22 protein-coding genes and 1 tRNA gene are annotated in these 25,462 nt (G+C 70.9%); 14 read left to right on the top strand and 9 right to left on the bottom strand.

Features of this window, described 5'->3' with window-relative positions; genetic code table 11:
- Window positions 1–46 precede the first annotated feature (46 nt).
- Window positions 47–1,198 carry an ArsA-related P-loop ATPase gene (locus tag ABZS40_RS00300; protein ID WP_354939990.1) on the top strand — a complete coding sequence of 384 codons (1,152 nt, stop codon included), beginning with the start codon at window positions 47–49 and terminating at the stop codon, window positions 1,196–1,198.
- A 6-nt stretch (window positions 1,199–1,204) separates the two neighbouring features.
- Here the strand turns inward: ABZS40_RS00300 and ABZS40_RS00295 are convergent, their stop codons facing one another.
- Window positions 1,205–1,525 carry a WhiB family transcriptional regulator gene (locus ABZS40_RS00295; RefSeq protein WP_030328078.1) on the bottom strand — a complete coding sequence of 107 codons (321 nt, stop codon included), beginning with the start codon at window positions 1,523–1,525 and terminating at the stop codon, window positions 1,205–1,207.
- 408 nt (window positions 1,526–1,933) lie between these two features.
- On the opposite strand from ABZS40_RS00295, the gene ABZS40_RS00290 reads away from it, so the two are divergent.
- On the top strand, window positions 1,934–4,351 hold the full coding sequence (locus tag ABZS40_RS00290) for a transglycosylase domain-containing protein (protein WP_354939987.1): 2,418 nt from the start codon (window positions 1,934–1,936) through the stop codon (window positions 4,349–4,351).
- Between the two features lie 112 nt (window positions 4,352–4,463).
- On the opposite strand, the gene ABZS40_RS00285 is transcribed toward ABZS40_RS00290, so the two are convergent.
- On the bottom strand, window positions 4,464–4,883 hold the full coding sequence (locus ABZS40_RS00285) for a GatB/YqeY domain-containing protein (RefSeq protein WP_354939985.1): 420 nt from the start codon (window positions 4,881–4,883) through the stop codon (window positions 4,464–4,466).
- Window positions 4,884–4,940: 57 nt separating this feature from the next.
- Between ABZS40_RS00285 and ABZS40_RS00280 the strand changes: the two genes are divergently transcribed.
- From ABZS40_RS00280 to ABZS40_RS00265, 4 genes are all read left to right on the top strand, one after another.
- Window positions 4,941–5,834 (top strand): metallophosphoesterase, encoded by an 894-nt coding sequence (locus tag ABZS40_RS00280; protein WP_354939982.1) that lies wholly within the window; start codon window positions 4,941–4,943, stop codon window positions 5,832–5,834.
- A 104-nt stretch (window positions 5,835–5,938) separates the two neighbouring features.
- Window positions 5,939–6,015, top strand: a tRNA-Pro gene (locus ABZS40_RS00275).
- Window positions 6,016–6,222: 207 nt separating this feature from the next.
- A complete protein-coding gene (locus ABZS40_RS00270; RefSeq protein WP_354939980.1) occupies window positions 6,223–6,786 on the top strand; it encodes a SigE family RNA polymerase sigma factor in 564 nt (187 codons plus the stop codon).
- On the top strand, window positions 6,783–8,249 hold the full coding sequence (locus tag ABZS40_RS00265) for a hypothetical protein (protein ID WP_354939977.1): 1,467 nt from the start codon (window positions 6,783–6,785) through the stop codon (window positions 8,247–8,249). The genes ABZS40_RS00270 and ABZS40_RS00265 overlap by 4 nt, the downstream gene beginning before the upstream one ends.
- A 103-nt stretch (window positions 8,250–8,352) precedes the next feature.
- Here the strand turns inward: ABZS40_RS00265 and ABZS40_RS00260 are convergent, their stop codons facing one another.
- Window positions 8,353–8,826, bottom strand: a complete 474-nt coding sequence (locus ABZS40_RS00260) for a hypothetical protein (RefSeq protein WP_354939974.1) — start codon at window positions 8,824–8,826, stop codon at window positions 8,353–8,355.
- Between the two features lie 150 nt (window positions 8,827–8,976).
- Here ABZS40_RS00260 and ABZS40_RS00255 point away from each other — a divergent pair, with 150 nt between their 5' ends.
- Window positions 8,977–10,260, top strand: coding sequence for an MFS transporter (locus ABZS40_RS00255; RefSeq protein ID WP_354939972.1), 1,284 nt, complete (start codon window positions 8,977–8,979; stop codon window positions 10,258–10,260).
- 247 nt (window positions 10,261–10,507) lie between these two features.
- Here ABZS40_RS00255 and ABZS40_RS00250 read toward each other — a convergent pair whose 3' ends face one another.
- The gene (locus ABZS40_RS00250) at window positions 10,508–12,214 is read right to left on the bottom strand and encodes a bifunctional metallophosphatase/5'-nucleotidase (protein WP_354939969.1); all 1,707 of its coding nucleotides are present in this window, start codon (window positions 12,212–12,214) and stop codon (window positions 10,508–10,510) included.
- Between the two features lie 280 nt (window positions 12,215–12,494).
- Between ABZS40_RS00250 and ABZS40_RS00245 the strand changes: the two genes are divergently transcribed.
- A complete protein-coding gene (locus ABZS40_RS00245) occupies window positions 12,495–13,292 on the top strand; it encodes an alpha/beta hydrolase (protein ID WP_354939966.1) in 798 nt (265 codons plus the stop codon).
- Between the two features lie 35 nt (window positions 13,293–13,327).
- On the opposite strand, the gene ABZS40_RS00240 is transcribed toward ABZS40_RS00245, so the two are convergent.
- A complete protein-coding gene (locus tag ABZS40_RS00240) occupies window positions 13,328–13,978 on the bottom strand; it encodes a histone deacetylase (protein ID WP_354939963.1) in 651 nt (216 codons plus the stop codon).
- A gap of 9 nt (window positions 13,979–13,987) precedes the next feature.
- Window positions 13,988–14,767 (bottom strand): phosphodiesterase, encoded by a 780-nt coding sequence (locus tag ABZS40_RS00235; protein WP_354939960.1) that lies wholly within the window; start codon window positions 14,765–14,767, stop codon window positions 13,988–13,990.
- A gap of 199 nt (window positions 14,768–14,966) precedes the next feature.
- Here ABZS40_RS00235 and ABZS40_RS00230 point away from each other — a divergent pair, with 199 nt between their 5' ends.
- Window positions 14,967–16,376: a sensor domain-containing diguanylate cyclase gene (locus ABZS40_RS00230; RefSeq protein WP_354939957.1), complete on the top strand. Its 1,410-nt coding sequence runs from the start codon at window positions 14,967–14,969 to the stop codon at window positions 16,374–16,376.
- A gap of 362 nt (window positions 16,377–16,738) precedes the next feature.
- Here ABZS40_RS00230 and ABZS40_RS00225 read toward each other — a convergent pair whose 3' ends face one another.
- Together ABZS40_RS00225 and ABZS40_RS00220 are read right to left on the bottom strand one after the other, a co-directional pair.
- A complete protein-coding gene (locus ABZS40_RS00225; protein WP_354939955.1) occupies window positions 16,739–17,800 on the bottom strand; it encodes an aspartate-semialdehyde dehydrogenase in 1,062 nt (353 codons plus the stop codon).
- Between the two features lie 5 nt (window positions 17,801–17,805).
- On the bottom strand, window positions 17,806–19,071 hold the full coding sequence (locus ABZS40_RS00220; protein WP_030489892.1) for an aspartate kinase: 1,266 nt from the start codon (window positions 19,069–19,071) through the stop codon (window positions 17,806–17,808).
- 259 nt (window positions 19,072–19,330) lie between these two features.
- On the opposite strand from ABZS40_RS00220, the gene ABZS40_RS00215 reads away from it, so the two are divergent.
- The 3 genes from ABZS40_RS00215 (at window position 19,331) to leuA (ending at window position 22,793) form a co-directional block, all read left to right on the top strand.
- Window positions 19,331–20,119, top strand: a complete 789-nt coding sequence (locus ABZS40_RS00215) for a hypothetical protein (protein ID WP_354939952.1) — start codon at window positions 19,331–19,333, stop codon at window positions 20,117–20,119.
- An 84-nt stretch (window positions 20,120–20,203) separates the two neighbouring features.
- Window positions 20,204–20,737 carry a nitroreductase family protein gene (locus ABZS40_RS00210; protein ID WP_354939949.1) on the top strand — a complete coding sequence of 178 codons (534 nt, stop codon included), beginning with the start codon at window positions 20,204–20,206 and terminating at the stop codon, window positions 20,735–20,737.
- A 304-nt stretch (window positions 20,738–21,041) separates the two neighbouring features.
- Window positions 21,042–22,793: a 2-isopropylmalate synthase gene (gene leuA, locus ABZS40_RS00205; RefSeq protein WP_354939946.1), complete on the top strand. Its 1,752-nt coding sequence runs from the start codon at window positions 21,042–21,044 to the stop codon at window positions 22,791–22,793.
- A 29-nt stretch (window positions 22,794–22,822) separates the two neighbouring features.
- On the opposite strand, the gene ABZS40_RS00200 is transcribed toward leuA, so the two are convergent.
- Window positions 22,823–24,316 carry an MFS transporter gene (locus tag ABZS40_RS00200; RefSeq protein ID WP_354939943.1) on the bottom strand — a complete coding sequence of 498 codons (1,494 nt, stop codon included), beginning with the start codon at window positions 24,314–24,316 and terminating at the stop codon, window positions 22,823–22,825.
- A gap of 107 nt (window positions 24,317–24,423) precedes the next feature.
- Here ABZS40_RS00200 and ABZS40_RS00195 point away from each other — a divergent pair, with 107 nt between their 5' ends.
- Both ABZS40_RS00195 and ABZS40_RS00190 read left to right on the top strand, forming a co-directional pair.
- Window positions 24,424–25,080 (top strand): HNH endonuclease family protein, encoded by a 657-nt coding sequence (locus ABZS40_RS00195; RefSeq protein ID WP_238682364.1) that lies wholly within the window; start codon window positions 24,424–24,426, stop codon window positions 25,078–25,080.
- Window positions 25,077–25,445: a hypothetical protein gene (locus ABZS40_RS00190; RefSeq protein WP_354939939.1), complete on the top strand. Its 369-nt coding sequence runs from the start codon at window positions 25,077–25,079 to the stop codon at window positions 25,443–25,445. Before ABZS40_RS00195 ends, ABZS40_RS00190 begins: the two co-directional genes overlap by 4 nt.
- The last annotated feature ends 17 nt before the right edge of the window (window positions 25,446–25,462 follow it).

Below are 25,462 nucleotides of genomic sequence, written 5' to 3'. Positions count from 1 at the left end.
CTGAGCGCAGCACGGGCGCGCGGACCCACCGGCCCGTTACGCTCGATTGGTGCCTTCCGAAGACGCGGCGCCGCAGCTGGACGTCGACCAGATCCTCGCCGACCCCGGCGTGCGGATCATCGTGTGCTGCGGTGCCGGCGGAGTGGGGAAGACGACCACGGCCGCGGCGCTGGCGCTGCGGGCTGCCGAGCACCACGGCCGGCGCACAGTGGTGCTCACCATCGACCCGGCCCGCCGGCTGGCCCAGTCGCTGGGCCTGACCGAGCTGGACAACACCCCTCGCCAGGTCAAGGGGATCGACGTCGAGAGCAGCGGCGGCGAGCTGCACGCCATGATGCTCGACATGAAGCGCACCTTCGACGACGTGGTGTTGCAGCACACCGACCCGACGAAGGCCGCGGAGATCTTCGCGAACCCGTTCTACCAGGCGATGAGCTCGACCTTCGCCGGCACGCAGGAATACATGGCGATGGAGAAGCTGGGCCAGCTGCACGCCCGGGGCGAGTGGGACCTGATCGTGGTGGACACTCCACCGTCCCGCTCGGCACTGGACTTCCTGGACGCGCCGGCTCGGCTCTCCCGTTTCCTCGACGGCCGGATGCTGCGACTGCTGCTGGCCCCGGCGCGCAGCGGTGGCCGGAGCATGTTCAGCCTGGTCACGGCATCGTTCGGAATGTTCTCGAAGGTGGTGCAGAAGGTGCTCGGCGCGCAGCTGCTCACCGACCTGTCCGGCTTCGTGGCCGCACTGGACTCGATGTTCGGTGGTTTCCGGCAGCGCGCCGAGCAGACGTACCGCATCCTTCAGGCCCGGGAGACGGCCTTTCTGCTGGTCGCGACGCCGGAGCCGGACGCGGTCCGGGAGGCCGCCTACTTCGCGGGCCGGCTGCGGGACGAGCGGATGCCGCTGGCCGGCCTGGTGCTCAACCGGGTGCACCGCCCGGCTGTCCCGGAGTTGGACGCCGAGCAGAGCCGGGTCGCCGCCGAGCGGCTGACCGAGCTGGGTGGGCATGAGGCCACCGCCGACGTGCTGCGGGCGCACGCGACGCTGGCTCGCCAGGCGGTACGCGAGCAGCAGGTCGCCGCGCGCTTCACCGAGGCGTTCCCGGCCGTGCCGGCGGTTTCGGTCACGGCGCAGCCCGCCGACGTCCACGACGTCGACGGGCTACGGACGATCGGCGCGGCGATCAGCCGGCCGTGACCGGCGTCAGTTGGCCGCGCTGACGAGAATCTTGTCCTTGCCGGCCTTGTCCTTGCTGTTCTTCTTCATCGCGGCCTCGAACATCTTGCGCCAGCTCGTCACCTGCGGGTGACGACGCAGGAGCGCCCGCCGTTCGCGTTCGGTCATGCCGCCCCACACACCGAACTCGATCCGGTTGTCCAGCGCGTCGGCCAGGCACTCGTACCGAACTGGGCAGCTCCGGCAGATCCGCTTCGCCACGTTCTGTTCGGCGCCCTGTACGAACAACGCGTCCGGGTCCCCGTTCTGACATGCCGCCAGCGACGGCCAGTCAGTGATCATGCCCATGTGTACACGTCCCCCCTTGCAGTACCTACCGACCTCGTCGATGCACGTCAGCCGGCAATTCCCCCCGATCGCCCGGCCTGCCTTCCCCAAGGCGGCGCGGACGACATTGTGGCGCTGTCGCCGCCCCCATCATGCTCTGTAGTCGACTGATTACGCAACGTTGTCGGCGAAATCCATCATTCCGGACACTCCCGGCTTCCCGGGCCTTCGACCGCCGGTTACCCCGCCGAGGTCGGCGGTAACGCTGCGCGGCCTCACCGAATCGGAGGAGACTCACGCCCTGTCACACGCAACCAAGTACCGGGGGTCGTGCGTTTAGCACAACGAGGGCAGCGCGCGCAGGAAATGGGGAAAGAACGCCCCAGCGCCCCTCGTTCCCTACTCGCGTACCCTGCTGAGGTGACCTGGATGCGGAAACGTGACCACAATGTGCTGACCAACGCCGCATCGCTACTCGTATGTGGCCTGCTGGCCGGCGTGGTGGTCGCTGCGGCGGCCTTCCCCGCGGTAGCGATGTCCGGCCTCGCCGCGAAGGCCGGCGCCGAGACATTCGGTGCCCTGCCCACGGAGCTGACGGTGGCCCGCGCGCCACAGATCAGCTACCTGCTGGCCTCGGACGGCAAGACACCGCTCGCGACGATGTACGACGAGAACCGACGGGACGTGAAGCTCCCCGACATCTCGGTGCCGATGCAGAAGGCCATCATCGCGGCCGAGGACCATGACTTCTACAAGCACAACGGCGTCGACATCAACGGTGTCGCCCGCGCGTTCGTCAACAACCAGAGCGAGGGCTCCGGCGGCCGGCAGGGCGCATCGACTCTGACCATGCAGTACGTCCGGCTGGCCATCGCCTACTCGGCCACCCACCCGGCGGACGTCGTCGCGGCGACCGAGGACACCAGCGCCCGCAAGCTGCGCGAGATGCGGCTGGCCCTCCAGGTCGACAAGGAATTCTCAAAGGACGAGATCCTCACCCGCTACCTCAACCTCGCCTCGTTCGGCAACGGCGCGTACGGCATCTACGCCGCCAGCCAGGTCTACTTCGGTAAGCCGCCGAGCAAGCTGAAGATCGAGGAAGCGGCGTTGCTGGCCGGCATGGTCAAGGCGCCGACGACGAACGACCCGACCACCGAACTCGGTTACCCGCTCGCGCTGGATCGGCGCAACTACGTCATCCAGAACATGGTCGACATCAAGGCCATCACGCAGCAGGAGGCCGACGCCGCCAAGGCCGTCGAGCTGAAGGTGAAGGACAAGCGCACCCCGAACGGCTGCGTCGCCGCCAACGTCAACGAGTGGGGCTTCTTCTGCGACTACTTCTACCGCTGGTGGCTGGATCAGGAGACGTTCGGCTCGACCCGCTACGACCGGGAACGCCGATTGAAGAGCGGCGGCTACAACGTCGTGACCTCGATCGACATCCAGGCGCAGCGCGCCGCGGACAAGGCGGTCCGTAAGGCCAAGAGCGTGAACAGCAAGGAAGCGGCAATGGTCGCGGTGATCGAGCCGGGCACCGGCCGGGTGCGGGCGCTCGCGGTCAACCGGCAGTTCAAGCTCGACGACCCGAAGAACCCGAAGAACAAGATCTCCAGCGATCCCGCGAAGAGCAAGAAGAAGATCCGGGGCAACTACCCGGCGACGGTCAACCCGCTGCTCACCGGCGGTGACGGCATCACCGGCTACCAGGCCGGGTCGACGTTCAAGATGTTCACCATCGTCGCTGCGTTGGAGAAGGGCATCCCGCTCGGCCACACGATCAACGCGCAGAAGCAGTTCCGGTCGGAATACATCATCCGGCCTGGCCCGGCAGCCTGTCCGGGGACCAACCTCTACTGCCCCACCAACTCGACCGAGAGCATGGCCGGCGTACACAACATGTGGAGCGCGTTCGGCCGGTCGGTGAACACCTACTTCGTGCCGCTCCAGCAGCAGGTCGGCGCCGAGAACGTGGTCAAGGCCGCCAAGCGGCTGGGCATCAACTTCCGCTCCGAGGAAGATCTGACCCTGGAGAAGGGCGCGCACCAGTGGGGCGCCTTCACCCTGGGCGTTTCGCAGACCACCCCGCTGGACCTGGCCAACGCCTACGCCACACTGGCCGCGGACGGCAAGTTCTGCGAACCGATCCCGGTGCAGGAGATCCGCGACCCGGAGGGCAACAAGCTGGACATCGCCAACCCGCGCTGCGAGAAGCGGTTCAGCACCGAGGTGGCCCGCGCCGCTGTGGACGCGGCCCGCTGCCCGGTCGGCGACAGGTCGTCGTCCACCCGGTGCGCGGGAGCCACCGCCCCCAACGTGCGCGGCGACGTCGGTTACCCGGTGGCCGGCAAGTCGGGCACCACCGACTCGGAGAAGACCGCCGCACTGGTCGCGATGACCAAGCAGTACGCGGTCGCGGGCATCATGGCCGACCCGGACTGGCCGCAGACCAACGTGAAGATGAAGCACGCGGAGAAGGACGGCATCAACCCGCCGGTCTGGGAGACGCTGCGGGACGCCATGAAGGGCAAGCCGAAGATGCAGTTCGAGCCGCCGGGCCAGAAGATCTCCGAGGGAGATCAGCGCAGCATCCCCGACGTGAAGTGCATCTCGGTGGAGCAGGCGAAGTCCCGGCTCAAGGGCGCCGGCTTCGAGCCGACCGTCTCCAGCGCGAAGGTGCCGTCCTCCTGCAAGGCCGGAGAGGCGGCCGGCACCAGCCCGGACGGACGCACGATCAAGGGTGGTGTGGTCACCATCGAGGTCAGCAGTGGCGGCGGCACGCCGGGCAACACCAACGGCACTCCGGGCGGCCAACCCGCCAGACCCGGCGGGCGTCCGAACGGCTGAGCCGACGGTTAGGACACAACGGGCGGGCACCCTCCTCGGGTGCCCGCCCGTTTCGTCTGTGCGGATCAGTGAGCGGCGGCAAGACGTCCTGCCGCGCCGCTGACCCGCAGGGTCAGAGACCGAGCTGTCGGCGTACCTCGGCGGCCACCCGGCCACCCTCGGCCTGGCCCGCCACCGCGGCCTGGGCCGCCTTCATCGCCGGGCCCATCTGGGCGCCGGTGAAGCCGCCCGCGGCGAGCGCCCCCGACACCAGCTCGGTCAGCTCGGCGTCCGAGAGCTGCTTGGGCAGGTAGCGGTCCAGCACCTCACCCTCGGCGCTCTCCTTCGCGGCCTGCTCGGCGCGCCCGGCGTCAGCGAAGGCGGTGGCCGCCTCCCGACGCTTCTTGGCTTCCTTGGTCAGCACCGCGAGCACCTCGTCATCGGTGAGCTCGCGCTTGACCTTGCCGGCGACCTCGGCGGTGCCGACGGCGGCCAGGGCCATCCGCAGCGTGGAGGTGGTCAGCTCGTCGCGCGCCTTGAGCGCGGAACGCATGTCGGCAGTGAGGCGGTCCTTCAGCGTCTCATGGACGGTCAAACTACCCTGAACGCCATGCGAAAGCGCACACTATTCCGGCTCGCCGCCGGAACCGCCACGATCGGCGCGGCCACCCTCGCGTACGCGTCGCTCGTCGAGCGCAACATGTTCACAGTGCGGCGGTACGACGTGCCGGTACTCCCGGCCGACGCGGAGCCGCTGCGCGTGCTGCACCTGTCGGACCTGCACATGATGCCCGACCAGGCGCGCAAGCAGCGCTGGGTGGCATCGCTGGCCGCGCTCGACCCCGACCTGGTGGTCGTGACCGGCGACAACATGGCGCACCCGGGCGCGGTGCCCGGGGTGCTGCGGGCCCTGCAACCACTGCTCGACTACCCGGGCGCGTTCGTGTTCGGCTCCAACGACTACACCGGGCCGGTGCTGAAGAACCCGTTCACCTACTTCCTGCCCGACCGGGAGTACACCGAAGGCGTCGAGCTGCCCTACGAGGAGCTGCGTCAGGTCTTCACCGGCGCCGGCTGGGCGGACCTCAACAACGCCCGGACCATGCTGAAGGCTGGCGGCCGACAGCTCGACCTGATCGGCGTCGACGACCCACACATCGACCGGGATGACTACCCCTCAGTGGCCGGCGCGGTGTCGTCCTCGGCGGATCTCTCCATCGCGCTGACGCACTCACCCGAGCCACGGGTGCTCGACCAGATGGCGGCGGACGGCTTCGGGCTGCTGCTGGCCGGGCACACCCACGGTGGTCAGGTCTGCGTACCGGGCTACGGGGCGCTGGTGACGAACTGCGGTCTGCCCCGCTCGATGGCACGCGGTCTGCACCGGTGGCCGGGCTCGGACTCCTGGCTGCACGTCTCCGCCGGCCTCGGCACCCACCCGACCGCCCCGATCCGCTTCGCCTGCCCCCCGGAGGCCAGCATCCTCACCCTCATCCCCCGCTGACCGTCCCGCTGCCCGCCCGCCCGGCCACGCCGGGCAGGGTCGGGGCGGCAGGGGTACCGAGTTTGACCATCGGGGCGGGTGGGCTACTATTTGTCGGCACGCCTCGGGGTGTGGCGCAGCTTGGTAGCGCGCTTCGTTCGGGACGAAGAGGTCGTCGGTTCGAATCCGGCCACCCCGACCAGAGGTAAGAGGGCACATCCGATTCATGGATGTGCCCTCCGGCATATCCACGGTCCGCAGCGGCTCCAGGCCCCAGCGGCGACCGCATCCCGTTGGGCGACCTGGCAGCGCCTCGATGCCCCTCGGCCCGGTACCACAGTCTGCTGCCGGCCTTCAACCTATCGGCCCTCGACGGAGTCGTGATGGGTAACCAACCGAGGCGGGGGCTATGGCAGTTGACGACGAGCGTTTTCGAGAGTTCGTCGAGACGCGCTACATGGATCTTTTGCGCGTGGCGTACCACCTCACCGGGTCGGCGCAGGATGCCGAGGATCTGGTGCAGACGGCGCTGGTGAAGGTGATGCGTCGGTGGCGTCGGGTCGACGATCCGATGGCCTACCTGCGACGGATCATGATCAACCAACACATCAGCAGCTGGCGACGCCACCGGGTGCACGAGGTGGTGACGTCGATCCTGCCGGACCGCCCCGGCCGGGACATGACGGAGGCGGTGACGGAACGGCACGCCCTGTACGAGGCGATGCGGGAGCTGACGCCCCGCACCCGGGCCGTGATCGTGCTCCGCTACGTCGTCGACCTGCCGGAGGTGGCGGTCGCGGCCGCCCTGGGCTGCTCGGTGGGCTCGGTCAAGAGCCGTGCGTCCAGAGGCCTGGCTCGCCTGCGTCTGGCACTGACGTCGGATACGTCGACGCCGAACCCGTCGCCAACGACGACCTCAGCGGCAACCGATCCAGCACCGACCGGGACGACGATGACGGGGGTAACACCATGACTGTCGACGAAGAAGTGGGCCGAGCGCTGGCCGAAATGGGCAGGACCCTGACTCCACAACCGGATCCGTACGGCCGGGCCAGGGCGCGTTACCGACGGGACCGGCAGCGCCGCCTCGGCGGGCTGGCCCTCGCTCTGGTGGTCTCCCTGGGCGGGGCGGCCCTCGCGATCGCCGACCCGGGCCGGACCACCCAACCACCACCGGCAGACTCGACCGAGTCCATCGCACCCGTGTTCGCCTGGTCGGACAAACTTCTCCAGTCACCACCGCGCGGCGTCATCGGCCAGGACGGCGACTACGTCCGCCAACTCTCCGATCTCCTGTTGGCCGCACAGCGTCGAGGAGACTTTCCCCGGCTGGCGGTGGCGGTGCCGGTGAACACGGTGAAGGTGCTGTTCGTCGACGACGTTGGCGGCCAGCGGATCGCACTCGCCGCATTCGTCCGCGACCAGCCCGACCCGGCCACCGGCTGGCCGAGTGCCGCGATCTGGCTGGTCGCCAAGGAGGGCGCGAGCGCCGAGAAGCTGGCCAGCACCGCCGCCGTTCAGGGCGTCGGCGACGGCCTGGAACCCTACGAGAGCTTCGCCGTGGACGACCCGTCCGATCCGGGAAAGGCGACACATGTAGCAGTCGCACCCGCCGGGTGTGTCTTCCTCACCTCACCGCTGCCCGACAACCGGGTGTTCCAGTGGGCCCCGGAGCCGACCGGGTCCTACTTGATCCGTACCCCGCAGACCCAGCGGCCCGAGTGGTGGCGGGTCGACTGCGGCACTGTGACGCGCAAGATAATCCCGGGCCCGGGTTCGCTGGCGCCGAAGCCGATCACGGACGCGCAACTCGCGACCGCGATGTCCCGCGTACGCGGCAGTGCCCCGGAACAGCGTGCCCGACTGTTGGTGTCGCAGTACGCCCAGTCGGAGGGATACCGACTCACCGCCCTGCCGAGCGCGGTGTGGGGCGGCAACGTCGGTGGTCTCCCCGCCCGTACCAACGACGGCTCGCCACCCGCCGGCGAGCCTTCGGTGGAGAGCGGCAAGACGATGATCCTGGCTGCTCCCGCGGCCGGCGGCGGGTGGCTCGGCGAGGTGACGATCGACCTCGACCAACCACGGCCCAACGGCGTGGTCGGCACCGGCACCTCCTTCAGCGTCGCGGCAGACCCGACCGACCCCGCGAGCGTCCTGGCGGTGTCGATCGACAACGGCGTCATCGGCGAAGGAGCCCAACGGTCCCTGCTCGTGGTGACGCCTGGGGCAGCCACCCAGGTACGGGTGGCGCAGAACGGGCGCGAGGTGGCGACGGCTGCGGTGAGCGGCTCCGGGGCGGTGGTGCGCGTGCCCCCCGACATGACGGACCTCGTCGTCGAGGCGCTCGACGCGTCCGGTCGTACGCTCGCCACCGCTCAGGTGGCCACCGACGGTGCGCCGTCGACACTTGAGTCGGACACCTGGAACCAGGACTGATCGTGGCACAACGGCTCGCCGAGTCGGATTGACGCGGCACTCCTCGCCGCCAGCGCCGTAGGTCGGCGGGGCGGCCACCACACCGAGGTGGCCGCCCCGCGGGTCAGTCCTGTCGTTCGGTGCGCTCGATCTCGGCGAACGCGGCAGCCAGGTAGTCGTCGAACGACACGCTTGTCGTCGCCAACAGGTCGGCCACCAGGAGCGGGGCATGCCGGGCCAGCGCCGACGCGTCCGGAGGCGACTCGTCGCCCTCGGGGTCGTACACGCCGAGTGCGCCGGCCAGCAGAACGAGCACCACGTGCGGGTCCACGTCCGAACGCCACCGCGTCGCGCCCTGCACGCAGCGGGTCAACACCTGGCGGATGTCGTCGCCGGTCAACCCGTCCGGATGGCTCTCCTCCAGCAGCAACCGGACCACCGCGCCGAGCACCAGGCCGGAACGCTCGTCCGCGGCGAGACCACCGACCGCCTCGTCGTACGCCTGACCGTCGCGTGCCTGGGCGGCGGCGACGGCCGTCGTTGCGGCCAACGCGATGGCGCGGGCGGTAGCGGGAAGATGTCGCCAGGTGCCGGTCATCGAGCCAGCATCGCAGACCCGGCGGACACCGAGCGGCCGCGATCACGGCCAGTGGATCAACGTGGGATTGGTCACCCGCCGGTCCCGGTGACCGCGAGGCGTGGCCAAAACGGTTCGCGCGGCGTCAGACGCACCGAACAGAATGCCGGCATGCTGCGTCGCGCCCTGCCCCGCCGTTCGGAAGCTCGCCGGATCCTCCTCGGCACCCTGCTGTCGGCGATCGGACGGGGCCTGACCCTGCCGTTCCTGTTCATCTACCTGACCGACGTACGCGGGCTCACCGACACCCGTGCCGGGCTCGTCATCGGCTGGTACGGCGTGGTCACCCTGGCCCTGTCGCCGCTGGGCGGGACGCTGATCGACCGGATCGGCGCACGCCGCGTGGTGGTGCCCTGCCTCCTGATCGAGGCCATCGGCACCGGCTCTCTGGCGCTGGTCCACTCGACCGGCTCGGCCCTGCTGGTGATGACGGTGATCGCCATCGGCAGCTCGGCGATCTGGTCCGGACAGAACACCATCCTCGCGTCGCTGACCGACGACGATGAGCGGCAACGCGTCTTCGGGTTGAACTTCGCCCTGCTCAACCTCGGCATCGGCATCGGTGGCATGACCTCCGGTGCGGTCGTCGACACCGCGCGGCCCAGCACTTTCCAGGCGATCTACCTGCTGGACGCGGTGACCTACCTGATGCCGGCGCTGATCCTGCTCACCCTGCCCGGCGTGGGCCACCGACTCGGCAAACGTCGAGGCGTCGACGAACCGTCGCCCGGCGGCTACCTGACTGTGCTCCGCGACCGCCCGTTCCGGCGGCTGGTGATCTTCGGGCTGATCCTCACCACCTGCGGCTACGCGCAGGTGGAGGTGGGCTTCGCCGCGTACGCGGTGCGGGTGGCCGAGGTGAACCCCCGGGTAGTGGCCTGGGCGCTCGCTGCCAACACCGTCATGATCGTGCTCGCGCAACTGCTGGTGATCCGCCGGATCGAGGGGCGCAGCCGCACCCGGGCGTTGGCCGTGGTGGGCGCGGTGTTCGCCGCCGCCTGGCTGGTCCTCGGCGCGGCCGGCCTGGTCAGTGGAGAGAACGCCGTACTGGCCGCCCTGTGCGTGGTGCTCTGCTCGGCGATCTTCGGCTTCGGCGAGACGATGCTGTCCCCGGTGATGCCCGCACTGACCAACGCTCTGGCCACCGACGAGCTGCGCGGCCGGTACAACGCGATGAGTTCGATGATCTTCGGGATCAGCGGTGTGATCGGCCCGGTGACCGCCGGCCCGCTCATCGGCGCCGCCAACGGCATGGTCTGGGTGGCGACGGTGGTCGGCGGCTGCCTGGTCGCCTCGCTGGTCGCGCTCTCCCTGCGCCGGCTGCTCACCACCGAGCAGGACGGCCTGGCGACGACCACCCCGGCATCCCCCACCCCCACGCCCGCCCCCGCCTGACCACGATCGCACCCCGCACCCCGCACCAAGGTCGCGCTCAATCCTGGATGTAGTGGCATCCCCGCGCGCCGATACCACTACGTCCATGTTCGAGCGCGATCTTGCCGGGAGGGGTGTGCGCGGGTGCCCGGGCAGGCGCGGGTGCCCGGGCAGGCGCGGGGGCCCAGGCAGGCACGGGCAGGCGGGTTCTGGACGGGTCGGGCCCCGGAGCTGGTGCTCCGGGGCCCGATGATCGCGGGGTCGGCCGTCAGGCGGCGGGGACCTCGGCGGTGGTGCGGATCCGGTCCAGCGTCGGCGCGGAGACCGGCGACTGGGCGGTCAGGTAGTCGACGAAGGCGTCCAGGTCGATCTGGCCGGTGACCAGGTTCGTGCCGCCGGTGAGGGCGCTGAACCCGTCGCCGCCGCCGGCCAGGAAGTTGTTCACCGTCACCCGGTAGGTGGCGGCGGTGTCGACGGCGGTGCCGCCGAGGGTGAGGCTGCCCCGGACCACGCGGGTGCCGGCGCACGGCTCGGCGACAGTGCCGGTGGTGCCGAACGGGTCGACCACGTAGCCCACAGTCGCCGACGGGTACAGGGTCCGAGCGGTGACGAACTGCTGTTCCAGGACGCAGTAGAGCTGCGCGCCGGTGAGGTCCAGTGTCACCAGGTTGTTGGCGAACGGCTGCACAGTGAACGCCTCCTCGTAGGTGACCGGGCCGGCGTCGAGGTCGGCCCGGACCCCGCCCGGGTTCATGAAGGCGGCGACGGCGTTCTGTTCGTCGTCGGTGGCGGCGAGCTGCGCGTCGGCGATCAGGTTGCCCAGTGGCGATTCGCCCAGGCTCGTACCGAAGAGGGTCTCCTGGCTCCGGGTGATCGCCTCGCTGGTCACGCCGACCTGGCGTCCGGCGACCGGGCCGAGCACGGTCTTGTACCGGTTGATCAGCGCCGTCTGCCGCGGGTCCTTGGCGACGTCGCGGGTGACCACCACGTTGTTCGCGGCTGCGGAGATCACGTCCCCGCTCCGGCGATCGATCTTCAGGTCGATGTCGGTGACCAGGCGACCGAACGAGCTGGCGCTGGTGACCAGCTTGCCGTTGATGTCGCAGTTGTACGCCTGGTGGGTGTGCCCGCTGACCACCACGTCGATCGACGGGTCCATCCGGTTCGTGATGTCCACGATGGGGCCGGTCATGCCGACGCAGTCGTTGATCCCGCCGGTCGCGGCCTGGGTGCCGCCCTCGTGCAGCAGGACGACGATTGCCTGTACGCCCTTGCGGCGCAGCTCGCGAGCGTACCGGTTGGCGGTGTCCGCCTCGTCGGCGAAGCTGAGGCCGGCGATGCCCTGCTGGCTGACGATCTGCGGGGTGCCCTCCAGGGTCATGCCGATGAAGCCGACCTTGACGCCCTGCACCTTGTGGATCGCGTACGGCGCCATCAGCGGCTTGCCGGTCGCGGTCTTGAAGGCGTTCGCGGACAGGTACTGGAAGCCGGCCCCCCGGTACGGGGTGCCGTCGATGCAGCCGTCCACCGGGTGGCAGCCGCCGTTCTGGATTCGCAGCAGCTCGGCGGCGCCTTCGTCGAACTCGTGGTTGCCGACGCTGGCGTAGTCCAGCCCGGCCATGCTCAGCGCCTCGATGGTCGGCTCGTCGTGGAACGCGGCCGAGAGCAGCGGGGACGCGCCGATCAGGTCACCGGCGGCGACGGTGATGGTGTTTTTCTTCTTGGCCGCGGCGCGCAGCTCGGCAAGGTGGGTGGCCAGGAACTCGACGCCGCCAGCGGTCTGCCCGGCGATGGTGCCGCTGGACCCGCTCGGCGGTTCGAGGTTGCCGTGGAAGTCGTTGAGGGCGAGCAGGGTGACGTCGACCGGCTTCGGCCGCGCGTCGGCTTGCTCAGGGCTGGTGGCGACCGCGCCGAAAGCGGCCACCGCGAGCGCGGTCAGGCCGACAGCGGTCCGACGCATCCCGGGTATGAACATGGATCTCCTCGTGAGAATCGGCGCGTACGGTGCCCGGACTCTGGGTCGACCGGGGCCGCCGACGGACGCCGTCGAAAGGGTCGCGGATGACGGTGGTTGAGCATGGCCCCCGCCCCGACAGCCTCTCATCCGGACGCCCACCGGTCGACCCGGGCAGCGCATCGGAGCAGCGCGTACATCGAGGCCGCAATCGATCAACGTTTAACACGGTCTGCCGGACAACGTCGGACCCAGGGTCTAGAAAGGACGGGACGACCAACGAGGAGTGGGGGGCGGCATCGTGAGCGGAACGACACCCGTGGCGGAGCAGGTGCGATCGGTCGACGGCACACCCATCGGGTTCGAGCGGTCCGGTGCCGGGCCGGCGGTCATCATGGTCGGCGGCGCGTTCAGCGATCGCAACGCGACCCGCGACCTGGGTGCCGCACTGGCACCGGACTTCACCGCCTTCAGCTATGACCGTCGGGGTCGGGGCTACAGCGGCGACACCGCACCGTACGAGGTCGGCCGCGAGATCGACGACCTGGCTGCCCTGATCGCGGCGGCGGGTGGATCCGCCGCCGTCTACGGCATCTCCTCCGGGGCCGTCCTGGCCGCCCTCGCCACCGCACAGGGCCTGCCGGTGACCACGTTGGTCATGTTCGAGCCACCGTTCCAGGTCGGCCCGCACGTGGGCGTCCGCAAGGACATCACCCCGCAGCTCATCGAGCTGATCGCCGCCGACGACCGGGACGGCGCGGTGGAGACCTTCCTCAGTGCCTCGGTGGGGCTGCCGGCCGAGCAGGTCTCCGGCATGCGGTCGCAACCGATGTGGGGTGGGTTGACGGCTGTCGCGCACACCCTGGTGTACGACGCGATCGTCACCGCCGGAGGGCGCCTCCCCGTCGAGCGGCTGGCGGCCATCACCGCGCCCACCCTCGCCGTGGACAGCACCGGCAGTCCACAGTGGCTGCGGGATGCGAGTCGGGCGGCGGCCGAGGCAGTGCCGGGCGGCCGGTCCGTGAGCCTCGACGGCGGTTACCACGACGTGCCGCCGACGACGCTGGCCCCCGCGCTGCGCGAGTTCCTGCTCGGTTGACAGCACCAGCGGCCGACGAGGCCCGAGCCGCTGGGTCAGCCGTCGACCAGCGCCTCGTCGACCAGGGCCGCTACAGCCTCCGGTGGCCAGGCGCCCGCCACGCCGGGCCGGGCCGCCAGGTAGGTGGCGATCCGTTCGGCGGGCCAGCCGTGCGACTCGCGCAGCCCTCGGGCGATCACGCGGAGATAGATCGGCGCGGGAGGTCGGCACGGCACGGCTGACGCCCCCTCGGGTGCGGTGAAGGTGAGCATCGGAACACCGTCGCGGCTGCCCGGGCAGATCAGCGTCTCGTACCGTCCCGGGCCGAGCGTGGCCCGTCCGTTGGCGACGGCGGCGTCGATGGCCGCGCCGGTCGCCGGGATCAGCTCGGTCGTATCGCCCGGCGGGCGGTACATCTCCTGGGCCGCGATGTCGGTGAACTGCTCCAGGGTGACCAGGTAGGCGCGGGCCGCGGCCTCGCCCGGCAGGTGCGGGTCGTAGAAGGCCATGCCGCCGGTCCAGGCGCCGGACTCGCCGGCGAAGTAGATGCCGCCGGGCAGCGACACGGGCGTCGACCGGCTGGGTGGGCGCCGGTCGCGGCAGCCCGGGTATGTCCGCTTACCGCCTGGTGGGCAGCCGCCACCGATGTACCAGCCCAGCCGGGGGGCGTGCATGTTCGAGCCGTACGAGACGTACCACGCCAGCATGACGACCCCTCAGAAGCCGCAGGTCTGCCCGGCGGAGTGGCTGACCTGCACGGTGTGGGTCACGCAGCCGCCGGCCTCGACCGAGTGCAGCAGGAAGGCGGTGGGCTCGTCGACCCAACCGATCTGCTCGTCGGTGCTCATGGTGAGCGTGCTCTGCTTCCACGTGCTGGGCGCCACGGTGAGGACCGTGCCCGCGTACGCCGTGGTGACCGGGCGGTGCAGGTGACCGGCGCCGACCCGTACGACGTGCCGGTGCCGGCCGATCACCTCGGCGAGCGCGTCACCGTCGGCGAGCCGGATGGAGTCCGCCGCGGGGATGCCGACCGCGACCGGCGGGTGGTGCAGGAAGATCGCGGCGGGCACCTCGGGCCGCCCGGCCAGCACCCCGTCGAGCCAGCCGAGCTGTTCCTCGCCGAGTTGGCCACCGTCGCTGCCGGAGACGGGCGAGTCGAGCACCACGACGGACGCCGCCTCGTGGTCGACGTGGTAGTAGGCGGAGAAGCCGCCGCCCAGCCACGGCGTGCCGCCGAACGCGTCGAGCAGGGACTCCCGGTCGTCATGGTTGCCGGTGGTCAGGTGCACCGGCAGCGGGAACCGGCCGATCACCTCGCGTAGCGCCGCGTACTCCTCGGGCTGGCCGTGGTCGGCCAGGTCGCCGGTGATCACCACGCAGTCCGGTCGGGGTCGCAACGCCAGCACCCGGCCGAGCGCTCGGTGCAACCCGGCGGCCGGTTCGGCGGCGAGCAGGCCGGTGGTCAGGTGTGGGTCACTGAGCTGGGCGATGAGCATGGGCTCGCCTCCTCGGCGCCGGGATGCTCCACGCTATCGCCGGTCGCGGCATCCTGCGGGGCCACGCGTCCACAGGCTGCGTCCACAGCCTGTGGATAGCACGTGTGTACGAAGCCCGGCCGGCCCAGCCACCGTGAGTACGCTTGATCGAGCGGTTCGGCGTCGGCCGGGCTCCTCCCCTACCTGGAACGACGTGCGAGTGGATCATCAGCGAGTCATCCGTGACGTCACCGTCCGCCTGCCGATGGCGTCGAGCACGCCGGAGGCGTGTCGGTGGACGGTCACCGCGCTGTCCCGCCACACCCCGGCGACCATCTCCGTGCTGCTCGCGGTCCACGACCGCCTGCGCTGCGTCGCGGCGACCGGGGCCTGGCAGGTCTTCGCCACAGTGCCGGCGCGGACCGGCATCGTCGGCCGGGTGTACGCGACCGGCGCTCCCGCCGTCGTCCCGGACGTCACCGCCGACCCGGACTACCTACCGGTACGCCCGGACGTGACCGCCGAGCTGTGCGTACCGGTGCTGGACCCGACGGGCCGCGCGATCGGCGTACTCGACCTTCAGTGGAGTGAGCCGACCGACCTGGAGCCGTGGCGGGATACCGCACAGCGGCTGGCCGACGGGCTCGGTGCGCGGATCGCCGCCCTCGGTGGACCGCCTGCGGAGAGCCGCAGCGAGAAGCTGCTCCGGCACGCGGCCGCGCTCTCCTCCGCGCCGACCGAGGGGGAGGTGATGGGGGCGGCAGCCCGCGCCGCCGGGGAGGTCTCCACGCTCTCCACCGCACTGCTGCTGATCGGCGGCCAGCTCGGCCCGTCCCCGGCGACGCCGAGCGACCTGGAGACCCGGATCCGCGCCGAGCTGGCCGGGGCGGGTCCGGCCGCCCTGGACCGGATGGTCGAGCGGGCACACCGGTACGGCGCCGGGTACACGCTGGGCGAGGCCGGGCATCCCCCGACCGAGGACTACCGTCCGCTGACCAGAGCGGGGGTACGCACGTTGGTCGCCGTGCCGGTCGGGCCGACGGACGCCGGTGGAGTGCTGCTGGTCGCCGACGAACGCGCGCTGCGTCCGGACCCGACCACTGTCAGCCTGATGGAGTTGCTCGCCGGGCAGGCCTGGACGTGCGTGGACCGACTGCGCACGCTGGCCCGGCTGCGGGAGCAGGCCAGCTCCGACCCGCTGACCGGGTTGCGGCACACCGGCCCGTTCGGGCAGCGGATCGCGGCGGCCACCCCCGGGCGTACGGCCCTGCTGGCGATCGACGTGGATGGCTTCAAGACCGTGAACGACACGTACGGCCACCAAGCCGGCGACCGGGTGCTGGTCGGGTTGGCCCGGGCGCTGGAGGGTGCGCTGCGGCACGGCGACGAGTTGTACCGGATCGGTGGCGACGAGTTCGTCGCGGTGATCGAGGTGAGCCGCCCGGAGGAGGCGGTCCGGATCGCCGAACGGCTCACCGAGGCGGCCCGACGCATCGGCCGCACGATCAGCGTGGGCGTCGCGCTGCCCCGCCCCGGCGAGTCCCCCGATCGCACCCTGCGGAGAGCCGACCAGGCCCTCTACGCGGTAAAACGCCAAGGCCGAGACGGCGTACACCTATCCGCCGCCTAACTCGAAAGTAGACCTACTTCCTCCCGATTAGGGCCGCTTCGCGTAGCGGAGCGACAACGACTAACCCCGCCCGCACTCGCTCCCCGACCTCTCCCGCACCCTCCCGCACTTCTCCCGGGGGTCGATCATGCAGTCGTGGTGCCCCCCAAAACGGGCATGACGCCATCCTTCGCCCACCACAACCTCATGATCGACCCACGCTCCTCACATCAGGCCCGCGATCTTGCAATTTGTGCTGCGGGCTCGTCACCCTGAGCCCCTTTTGTCGCGACAGGAACTGCAAGATCGCCGGGTCGGGGCGGGCGATCGCAGCGCACGGTTCGCGGCGAGCACGGCGCGAGCCGAGCACAGCGCGGGGTAGGTCAGGAGTTCTTCAGCTCTTTGGCCAGGAGTTCGGCGATCTGGGCGGTGTTGAGGGCCGCGCCCTTGCGCAGGTTGTCGCCGGTGACGAAGAAGTCGAGGGCGCGGGGGTCGTCCAGGGCGCGGCGGATCCGGCCGACCCAGGACGGGTCGGTGCCGACGGCATCGATCGGCATGGGGAACTCCCCGGCCGCGGGGTCGTCGACCAGGATCACCCCGGGTGCGTTGCGCAGCGCCTCGCGGGCGCCCTCGGCGTCGACCTCGGTGGCGAAGACCGCGTGCACGGCGACCGAGTGAGCGGTGACCACCGGCACCCGGACGCAGGTGGAGGAGACCTTGAGGTCGGGGAGGCCGAGGATCTTCCTCGACTCGTTGCGGATCTTCATCTCCTCCGACGACCAGCCGCTGTCCGCCAAGGAGCCGGCCCACGGGACCACGTTGAGCGCCATGGGTGCCGGGAACGGGCCGAGGTCGTCGCCGACCGCCTGGCGTACGTCGCCGGTGCGCGAGCCGAGCGCCCGATCACCGGCGACCTTGGTGAGCTGGTCGTGCAGGATGTCGACGCCGGACTTGCCCGCACCGGAGACTGCCTGGTAGGAGGCGAGCACCAGCTCTCGTAGGCCGTACTCGCGGTGCAGCGGCGCGACGGCGACGATCATCGCGAGGGTGGTGCAGTTGGCGTTGGCGATGATGCCCCGGGGCCGGTTGCGGACCTGCTCGGGGTTGATCTCCGGGACGACCAGCGGGACGTCGCGGTCCATCCGGAACGCGCCGGAGTTGTCGACGGCGATCGCGCCCCGGGCGACGGCGATCGGCGCCCACTCGGCGGAGACCTCGTCGGGCACGTCGAACATGGCCACCTGGACCCCGTCGAACGCCTCGGGGGTCAGCGCCTGGACGACGAGTTCCTCGCCCCGGCAGCGCACCCGGCGCCCGACGGAGCGTTCGGAGGCGAGCAGCCGGATCTCACCCCAGACGTTGCGTCGCCCGGTGAGCAGCTCACACATCACGGTGCCGACGGCACCTGTCGCTCCGACCACGGCGAGGGTGGGCAGCGCCGTCATCGGCGCTACCTACCCGTCCCCGCGTAGACCACGGCTTCGGTGTCGCCGCCCAGCTCGAACGCGTCGTGGATGGCGCGGACGGCGGCGTCGAGGTCGGTGTCCCGGCAGACCACGGAGACCCGGATCTCGGAGGTGGAGATCATCTCGATGTTGACCCCGGCGGCGCCGAGCGCGGCGAAGAAGCCGGCCGCCACCCCGGGGTGCGAGCGCATGCCCGCGCCGATCAGCGAGACCTTGCCGACGTGATCGTCGTAGAGCAGGCCCTTGAACTTGACCGGCTCCTGGATCTTGCTGAGCGCCGCCATCGCGGTGGGGCCGTCGGCCTTGGGCAGGGTGAACGAGATGTCCGTCCGGCCGGTGCCCTCGGTGGAGACGTTCTGCACGATCATGTCGATGTTGATCTCGGCGCCGGCGACGGTGTCGAAGATCCGCGCGGCGGCACCCGGCTCGTCGGGCACCCCGACGATCGTGATCTTGGCCTCGCTGCGGTCGTGCGCGACCCCGGTGATCAGTGCCTGCTCCACGGAAAGGTCCTCCATCGATCCGGTGACCATCGTGCCGGTGTTGGTCGAGTATGACGAACGGACGTGGATCGGCAACCCCGCCCGCCGGGCGTACTCCACGCTACGCAGGTGCAGCACCTTCGCGCCGCACGCGGCCAGCTCCAGCATCTCCTCGTAGGTGATGTGCTGGATGTGCCGGGCGTTGGGCACGATCCGCGGGTCGGCGGTGAAGATGCCGTCCACGTCGGTGTAGATCTCACAGACGTCGGCGTGCAGGGCGGCGGCGAGCGCCACGGCGGTGGTGTCCGAACCACCGCGGCCCAGCGTGGTGACGTCCTTGGTGTCCTGCGAGACGCCCTGGAAGCCGGCCACGATGACCACCGACCCCTCGTCGAGCGCGCCCTTGAGCCGCCCGGGGGTGACGTCGATGATCCGGGCGCGGCCGTGCACCGAGGTGGTGATCACGCCGGCCTGCGAACCGGTGAACGAGCGGGCTTCGTACCCCAGGTTGTGGATGGCCATGGCCAGCAGGGCCATGGAGATCCGCTCCCCGGCGGTGAGCAGCATGTCCAGCTCGCGGCCCGGCGGCAGCGGGCTGACCTGGTTGGCCAGGTCGAGCAGCTCGTCGGTGGTGTCGCCCATCGCGGACACCACCACCACCACGTCGTCGCCGGCCTTGCGGGCGGCGACGATGCGCTCGGCCACCCGCTTGATCCGCTCGGCGTTGGCGACGGAGGACCCGCCGTACTTCTGCACCACGAGTGCCACGACGGTGCACTCCCTCCCAGCGACCCTGAGCGTGCCGACGCCGCCGGAACCGGGGCCGGCGGCGCGTGTCAGACCTCATGAGGGTATCCGGCGGGTAACGACGCCGGGTCAGGTGATCCCACCATCCGGCCCGCCCGGGCCCGGCCGGGGCGGTCCCACCAGGTCGGACGGGTACGCCGGGACGCCCCGCCCGACACGCCGGAGCGGGCCCGGTACGCGCCGGCACCCGCCGACCGCCCGTACCCACCAGAATGGGCCGGTGCCCGTCCTCATCCGCTCGGCCGGCCGCGTGCTCGGGCCGCTCGTCCTCGCCCTGCCGGCCCTCCTGGTCGCCTGCACCAGTGAGCAGCCTCCGACTCCGCCGCCCGCCGATCCGGGGCCGGTCGAGGTGGAGGCCGCACGGGACGAGCTGGCCGCGCTGGCCGCGGCGGCTCAGGACCGTCACCTGGTGGCCCAGTACGTCTACAGCCAGGCGGGCCAACCGGATCGAACCATCGTCTTCACCAGCGCGAACGACGGCAGCTGGCGGGTGGACGTGCCGGGGGGCGCCCTGGGTGGCACCGCCGATGTCTCGGTGGCCAACACTGCCGACGGGCTGTTCCAGTGCGCCCTACCGTCGGCCGGTCATACCGGGTCGGCGAGCTGCGTACGCCTGGGTGATCGCGACGATGCGATCCCACGCCGGTCGGACCCCCGGGTCCAGCACCTGCTCACCGACTGGCTGTACGTGCTCACCGACCGCCGGGCGCCGTTGGCGGTCGCTCCGGCCAACCCGCCCGAGGGCCTCACCGGCACCTGCTACTCGGTGGATTCCACCTCGGCGTCGCTCAACGCCCCGTTGGATGTGGGCATCTACTGCTACGACCAGGACGGCACGCCGACCGGCGTCCGGACCGGGGTCGGGTCGCTGAGGCTGGCGGCCGCACCCGGCCCGGCACCGGCCACCGTGCAGCTGGCCGGCCCGGTGGTGGTCGACCGGGAGCCGCTCGACACCGCGGCGCCGCCGACCCCGGACCCGTCGGAGAGCCCGGGCGCGGGAACGCCCTGATCTTCGTCCCGATACGGGTGCTCTTGACCACATTCGGCAACCCCGTCCTGTTGGGCGAATCACCCATATAGGACGATCCGGGGTATGGCTGACCTCACCCCGCTGCTCGCCTACCGCTGGAGTCCACGAGCCTTCGACCCGAGCGCCGAGCTCACCCCGGAGGAGTCCGCCTCGCTGCTCGAGGCCGCGCGCTGGGCCCCGTCGGAGGAGAACGGGCAGCCCTGGCGGTTCGCCCTCGGCCACCGCGACGACGAGACCTGGAAACGGATCCTGACCAGCCTCCCGGTCGACGACCAGAGCTGGATCCGGCACGCCGCGACACTGGTGGTCGGCGCCCACACCGGCCTCGACACCGAGCGGGCCGCGTACGACCTGGGGCAGGCGATGGCCCACCTGACCGTGCAGGCCACCGCGCTCGGCCTGCACGTGCACCAGCTCACCCGGTTCGACCGGGCCGGCCTCTCCACCGAACTCGACCTGCCCGGAGGCGTCCGCCCGTTGGTGGTCGCCGCCGTCGGCCGGCTCGGGGATCCGTTCGCCCTCCCGGCCGACCTGCGCGCCCGCGAGACCGGCCTGCGGCACCGCCGCCCGGTCGCCGAGTTGCTGCTGCTGCGCTGACCGAACTCACCCGCCGCCGCGGCTGGGCGCCGAGGCTGCGGCACCGGCCATGACCCCGGTCCCATAGTCCGGACCTGTCTTTCCACCCCCCGTTCCATCACGTAGGGTGACCTGGTCATGTGGCAGGCGCTGCTCCTCCTTAGCCGCCGCGACGAGGCCTGACCGGCCGGCACCTCGTCGCGGAGTCGCATCGCGCCGTCCAGCACATCCGAGTTTCTTCTCGGCACCGCCGCGCACCGTCGCCCGGCATCTCGCCGACACCTTCCGATCTGCTGACGCCACATGTTCCAGGGAGCACTCTGAGATGGCTCAACCTGTCACCGACGCCGAGACCGATCCGATCGCCCGGCAGCGCCCCAGCCGGATGCCGTACCACCGCTACGAGCCGTACCGGGAGCAGTTCCGGGTCGAGCTGCCGGACCGCACCTGGCCGACCCGCACCGTCGAGGCCGCCCCCCGGTGGTGCGCCGTGGATCTCCGCGACGGCAACCAGGCCCTGATCGACCCGATGTCGCCGGAGCGCAAGCGCCGGATGTTCCAGCTACTGGTCCAGATGGGCTACAAGGAGATCGAGGTCGGTTTCCCGTCGGCCAGCCAGACCGACTTCGACTTCGTCCGGCAGCTCATCGAAGACGACATGATCCCGGACGACGTCACCATCCAGGTGCTCACCCAGTGCCGGGAGCACCTGATCGACCGGACATTCCAGTCGCTGCGCGGCGCGAAGCGGGCCATCGTGCACTTCTACAACTCGACCTCCACCCTGCAGAGGCGGGTGGTCTTCGGCCTGGACCGGGACGGCATCGCCGACATCGCCACCACCGGGGCGCGGCTCTGCCACAAGTACGCGGAGATCCACACCCCGGACACGGAGATCTTCTACGAGTACTCGCCGGAGTCGTACACGGGCACCGAGCTGGAGTACGCGCTGGAGGTCTGCTCCCGGGTGATCGACGTGATCGACCCGACCCCGGACCGGCCGCTGATCATCAACCTGCCGGCCACCGTCGAGATGGCCACCCCCAACGTGTACGCCGACTCGATCGAGTGGATGCACCGGCACCTGCCGCGCCGGGACAGCGTGGTGCTGAGCCTGCACCCGCACAACGACCGGGGCACCGGCGTGGCCGCCGCCGAGCTGGGCCTGCTCGCCGGCGCGGACCGCATCGAGGGCTGCCTGTTCGGCAACGGTGAGCGCACCGGCAACGTCGACCTGGTGACCCTGGGGCTGAACATCTTCTCCCAGGGCATCGACCCGATGATCGACTTCTCGAACATCGACGAGATCCGGCGAGCCGTCGAGTACTGCAACCAGCTGCCGGTGCACGAGCGCCACCCGTACGCGGGCGACCTGGTCTACACCGCCTTCTCCGGCTCCCACCAGGACGCGATCAAGAAGGGCTTCGACGCCCTCGCCGCCGACGCGAAGGCGGCCGGCGTAGGAGTGGACGAGCACACCTGGGCGGTGCCGTACCTGCCGATCGACCCGAAGGACCTGGGCCGCACCTACGAGGCGGTCATCCGGGTCAACTCGCAGTCCGGCAAGGGCGGCGTCGCGTACATCATGAAGAGCGAGCACCAACTGGACCTGCCGCGCCGGCTCCAGATCGAGTTCTCCGGTGTGGTGCAGCAGGTCACCGATCACGACGGCGGCGAGGTCGACCCGGCCGCCATGTGGGAGATCTTCGCGACGCACTACCTGCTCGACCACCAGCCCGACCCGACGGTCCGGCTGGCCGGCTACACGATCGGCACGGTGGACGGCAAGGTCGAGATCGAGGCCCAGGTCGGTGTGGGCGGCGAGCAGCGCTCGCTCGCCGCGGTCGGCAACGGCCCGATCGACGCGTACGTCAACGCGCTCCAGTCGGTCGGGGTGGGCGTACGGGTGCTCGACTACCACGAGCACGCGCTCTCCTCCGGTGGTGACGCTCAGGCCGCCGCGTACGTGGAGTGTGAGGTGGACGGGAAGACGGTCTGGGGTGTCGGCACCGACGCCAACATCGTCACCGCGTCGATCAAGGCGGTCACCAGCGCCGTCAACCGCGCCCGCCGCTGACCTGGGCGCGACACCCCCGGAGTGGTCTCCTACTTCGGGGGTGTCGCGGCGGGCAGTGAATGGCAGGGCTGGGACGGCGGGGCTTCCCGGGGCGGTCGGTGGACCAGCACGAGGGCCAGCAGCGCGCCGGCCACGAGCAGCCCGGCACACCACTCCATCGCGCCCCGGAACGCGTCGGTCAGCTCGGCCTTCTGCTCGTACCCTCCGCCGGAGAGCCCGACCAGCAGCGGCAGCGCCGCCACCGCGAGCAGGCCGCCGGCCCGGGACGCGGCGTTGTTGAACCCGCTGGCCACCCCGGAGAACCGGTCCTGCACGGCGGCCAGCACCGACGCGGTCAGCGGTGCCACCACAAGGGTCAACCCGATGCCGAAGAGGAGCACCCCGGGCAGCACGTCCCGCCAGTACGACGCGCCCGGTCCGACGCCGCGCAGCAGCAGCAGGCCGACCGCGGCGACCACCGGTCCGATGGCGAGCGGCAGCCGTGGGCCGATCCGCGCCGACAGCGCACCGGCGCGCGCGGAGCCGACCAGCAGCAGCAGGGTCATCGGCAGCAGCGCGATGCCGGTGCGGAAGGCCGACCACCCGACCACGTTCTGGAGGTAGACGGCGAAGAAGAAGGTGAAGCCGCCGAGCGCCGCGTAGACGACAACTGTGAACAGGTTCAGCACCGAGAAGAGTCGGCTGCCGAACAGCCCGGTGGGCAGCATCGCGGCGTCGCCACGCCGCCGCTCCAGCAGGACGAAGGCCACCGCGGAGAGCACCCCGACCACTGCTGCGATCAGCACCTCGGCGGAGTCGAACCCGCGGGCCGGCGCGTCGATCAGCGCGTAGGTGACGCCGGCGAGCGCGAGCGCTCCGAGCAGGGCGCCGGCGACGTCGAACCGCCGTCGGGTCCGACCCCGTCCCTCGGTGCGGGAGGCGCTCTCGTCCCGGCTCTCCGGCACCCAGCGCAGGGCGGCCAGCAGCACCAGCACGGCGATCGGCAGGTTGAGGAAGAAGATCCAGCGCCAGGAGAGCGCGTCGATCAGCCAGCCCCCGATGAACGGTCCCAGCGCGGTGGACACCCCGGACAGCCCGGCCCAGGCGCCGATCGCTCGGCCCCGGTCGTCGGGATGGAAGCTCGCCTGGAGCACCGACAGCGACCCGGGCGTGAGCAGCGCGCCACCGGCGCCCTGGAGGAACCGGGCCGCGATCAGCATCCCGGTGTCCTGGGCCAGCCCGCAGAGCACGGAGGCGGCGGTGAACCAGACCACGCCGATGAGGAAGATGCGTCGCCGGCCGAAGCGGTCGCCGAGCGCGCCGCCGAGCAGCACGAACGCCGCGAGCATCAGCAGATAGCCGTTGATGGTCCACTGGAGATCGGCCACGTTGGCGCCGAGGTCCTGCCCGAGCTTCGGCAGCGCCACGTTGACGACGGTGCTGTCGAGGAAGACCATGCCAGAGGCGAGTACGGCGGCGAGCAGCGTGCCCCGGCCGGCGGTGGTGCCCATCCGGAGGGCGGTCGCCGGTACGGGTGCGGTCATCCCACCAATCTGCCTTGCATCATGTGGGAGACGCCACGAAACGCCGAAACCGTGCCCGGGTACTGTGCGCAATCGCCGGGAGCCCCCAAGCTGGAGAGGTGTCGTCTGTGCGTACCAGATCAGGACCGCGAGCGGCGGTGGCCGCGCTTGCCGCGGCGCTGGCGCTCGGCGTGGCCGGTTGCGTCCCGCAGGATGAGCCGACCACACCGCCGTCGAGCGACGGCGGCAACGCCGCTGAGCAGCTGAGCCAGCTCACCGTCGCCACCGCCGGCTCGATGAAGGGCTACAGCCGGGAGCGTTTCCCGCACTGGCGGGACACCGGCAAGAACTGCGATATCCGGGACAGCATCCTCCAGCGCGACGGCAAGGACGTGAAGCTCTCCGGCTGCAACGTGGTCGGTGGGCGTTGGGAGAGCGTGTACGACGGTCGCAGCTTCTCCGATCCCTCCGACGTGGACATCGACCACATGGTGCCGTTGGCCAACGCGTGGCGCTCGGGTGCCGACGAGTGGGACAACGCGAAGCGCGGCGATTTCGCCAACGACACCACCCGTCCGCAGCTTTTCGCGGTTTCCGCCTCGTCGAACCGGGCAAAGGGTGACCAGGACCCGTCCCAGTGGAAGCCGGCGAACCGGTCTTACTGGTGCAAATACGCTCAGGACTGGGTGACCGTCAAGCACTACTGGAAGCTGACGGTGACCAGCGCCGAGAAGGCCGCCCTGACCGACATGTTGGAGGGCTGTTCAGTGGGGAGTGACTCGTGACCACCGCCGGGGAGAGCGGCCCGTCCGCCGCCGGCATGACCGCGGACGGCGCCGCCGAGACTCCCGCCGCCGTGCCGGGTGCCGGCATGGTCGCGGATTCGGGCGGGGCGGCCGGCCCGAAGGCCCGCACCACCGACATCGTGCCCGGCCCCGGCGGCGTGATGACCGACGAGGTCGGCGTCGTCACCGGTGACCTGACGCTGCGCACCGAGTACGCCGACGGCAAGGTCACGCTGCGGGTGCAGTACAAGGACGCTGACGAGTGGTACGCGGTGACCGGCACGTCGGTCACGCTGGCCGACCCGGCTGGGCTGGACGCGGTGCACGGCGTCGCGGTGGGGCTGCTGAACCGCCCCGAGGGCTGACGCCGGCACCGCGTCCA

The sequence above is a fragment of the Micromonospora sp. NPDC005324 genome (genome assembly GCF_040607155.1).
Lineage (GTDB): Bacteria > Actinomycetota > Actinomycetes > Mycobacteriales > Micromonosporaceae > Micromonospora > Micromonospora trifolii.
The sequence above is the reverse complement of the archived record's forward strand: the minus strand, read 5'-3'. Positions and strand labels throughout refer to the sequence as shown.

What these genes read in the sequence shown, in the direction of transcription:
- ABZS40_RS00240 (WP_354939963.1), bottom strand. Translation starts at nt 13,978, where the DNA reads ATGCTGGCGTGGTACGTCTCGTACGGCTCGAACATGCACGCCCCCCGG.
- ABZS40_RS00285 (WP_354939985.1), bottom strand. Translation starts at nt 4,883, where the DNA reads ATGCGTTCCGCGCTCAAGGCGCGCGACGAGCTGACCACCTCCACGCTG.
- ABZS40_RS00235 (WP_354939960.1), bottom strand. Translation starts at nt 14,767, where the DNA reads ATGCTCATCGCCCAGCTCAGTGACCCACACCTGACCACCGGCCTGCTC.
- ABZS40_RS00270 (WP_354939980.1), top strand. Translation starts at nt 6,223, where the DNA reads ATGGCAGTTGACGACGAGCGTTTTCGAGAGTTCGTCGAGACGCGCTAC.
- ABZS40_RS00280 (WP_354939982.1), top strand. Translation starts at nt 4,941, where the DNA reads ATGCGAAAGCGCACACTATTCCGGCTCGCCGCCGGAACCGCCACGATC.
- leuA (WP_354939946.1), top strand. Translation starts at nt 21,042, where the DNA reads ATGGCTCAACCTGTCACCGACGCCGAGACCGATCCGATCGCCCGGCAG.
- ABZS40_RS00210 (WP_354939949.1), top strand. Translation starts at nt 20,204, where the DNA reads ATGGCTGACCTCACCCCGCTGCTCGCCTACCGCTGGAGTCCACGAGCC.
- ABZS40_RS00250 (WP_354939969.1), bottom strand. Translation starts at nt 12,214, where the DNA reads ATGTTCATACCCGGGATGCGTCGGACCGCTGTCGGCCTGACCGCGCTC.
- ABZS40_RS00290 (WP_354939987.1), top strand. Translation starts at nt 1,934, where the DNA reads ATGCGGAAACGTGACCACAATGTGCTGACCAACGCCGCATCGCTACTC.
- ABZS40_RS00225 (WP_354939955.1), bottom strand. Translation starts at nt 17,800, where the DNA reads ATGACGGCGCTGCCCACCCTCGCCGTGGTCGGAGCGACAGGTGCCGTC.
- ABZS40_RS00295 (WP_030328078.1), bottom strand. Translation starts at nt 1,525, where the DNA reads ATGGGCATGATCACTGACTGGCCGTCGCTGGCGGCATGTCAGAACGGG.
- ABZS40_RS00260 (WP_354939974.1), bottom strand. Translation starts at nt 8,826, where the DNA reads ATGACCGGCACCTGGCGACATCTTCCCGCTACCGCCCGCGCCATCGCG.
- ABZS40_RS00265 (WP_354939977.1), top strand. Translation starts at nt 6,783, where the DNA reads ATGACTGTCGACGAAGAAGTGGGCCGAGCGCTGGCCGAAATGGGCAGG.
- ABZS40_RS00200 (WP_354939943.1), bottom strand. Translation starts at nt 24,316, where the DNA reads ATGACCGCACCCGTACCGGCGACCGCCCTCCGGATGGGCACCACCGCC.
- ABZS40_RS00255 (WP_354939972.1), top strand. Translation starts at nt 8,977, where the DNA reads ATGCTGCGTCGCGCCCTGCCCCGCCGTTCGGAAGCTCGCCGGATCCTC.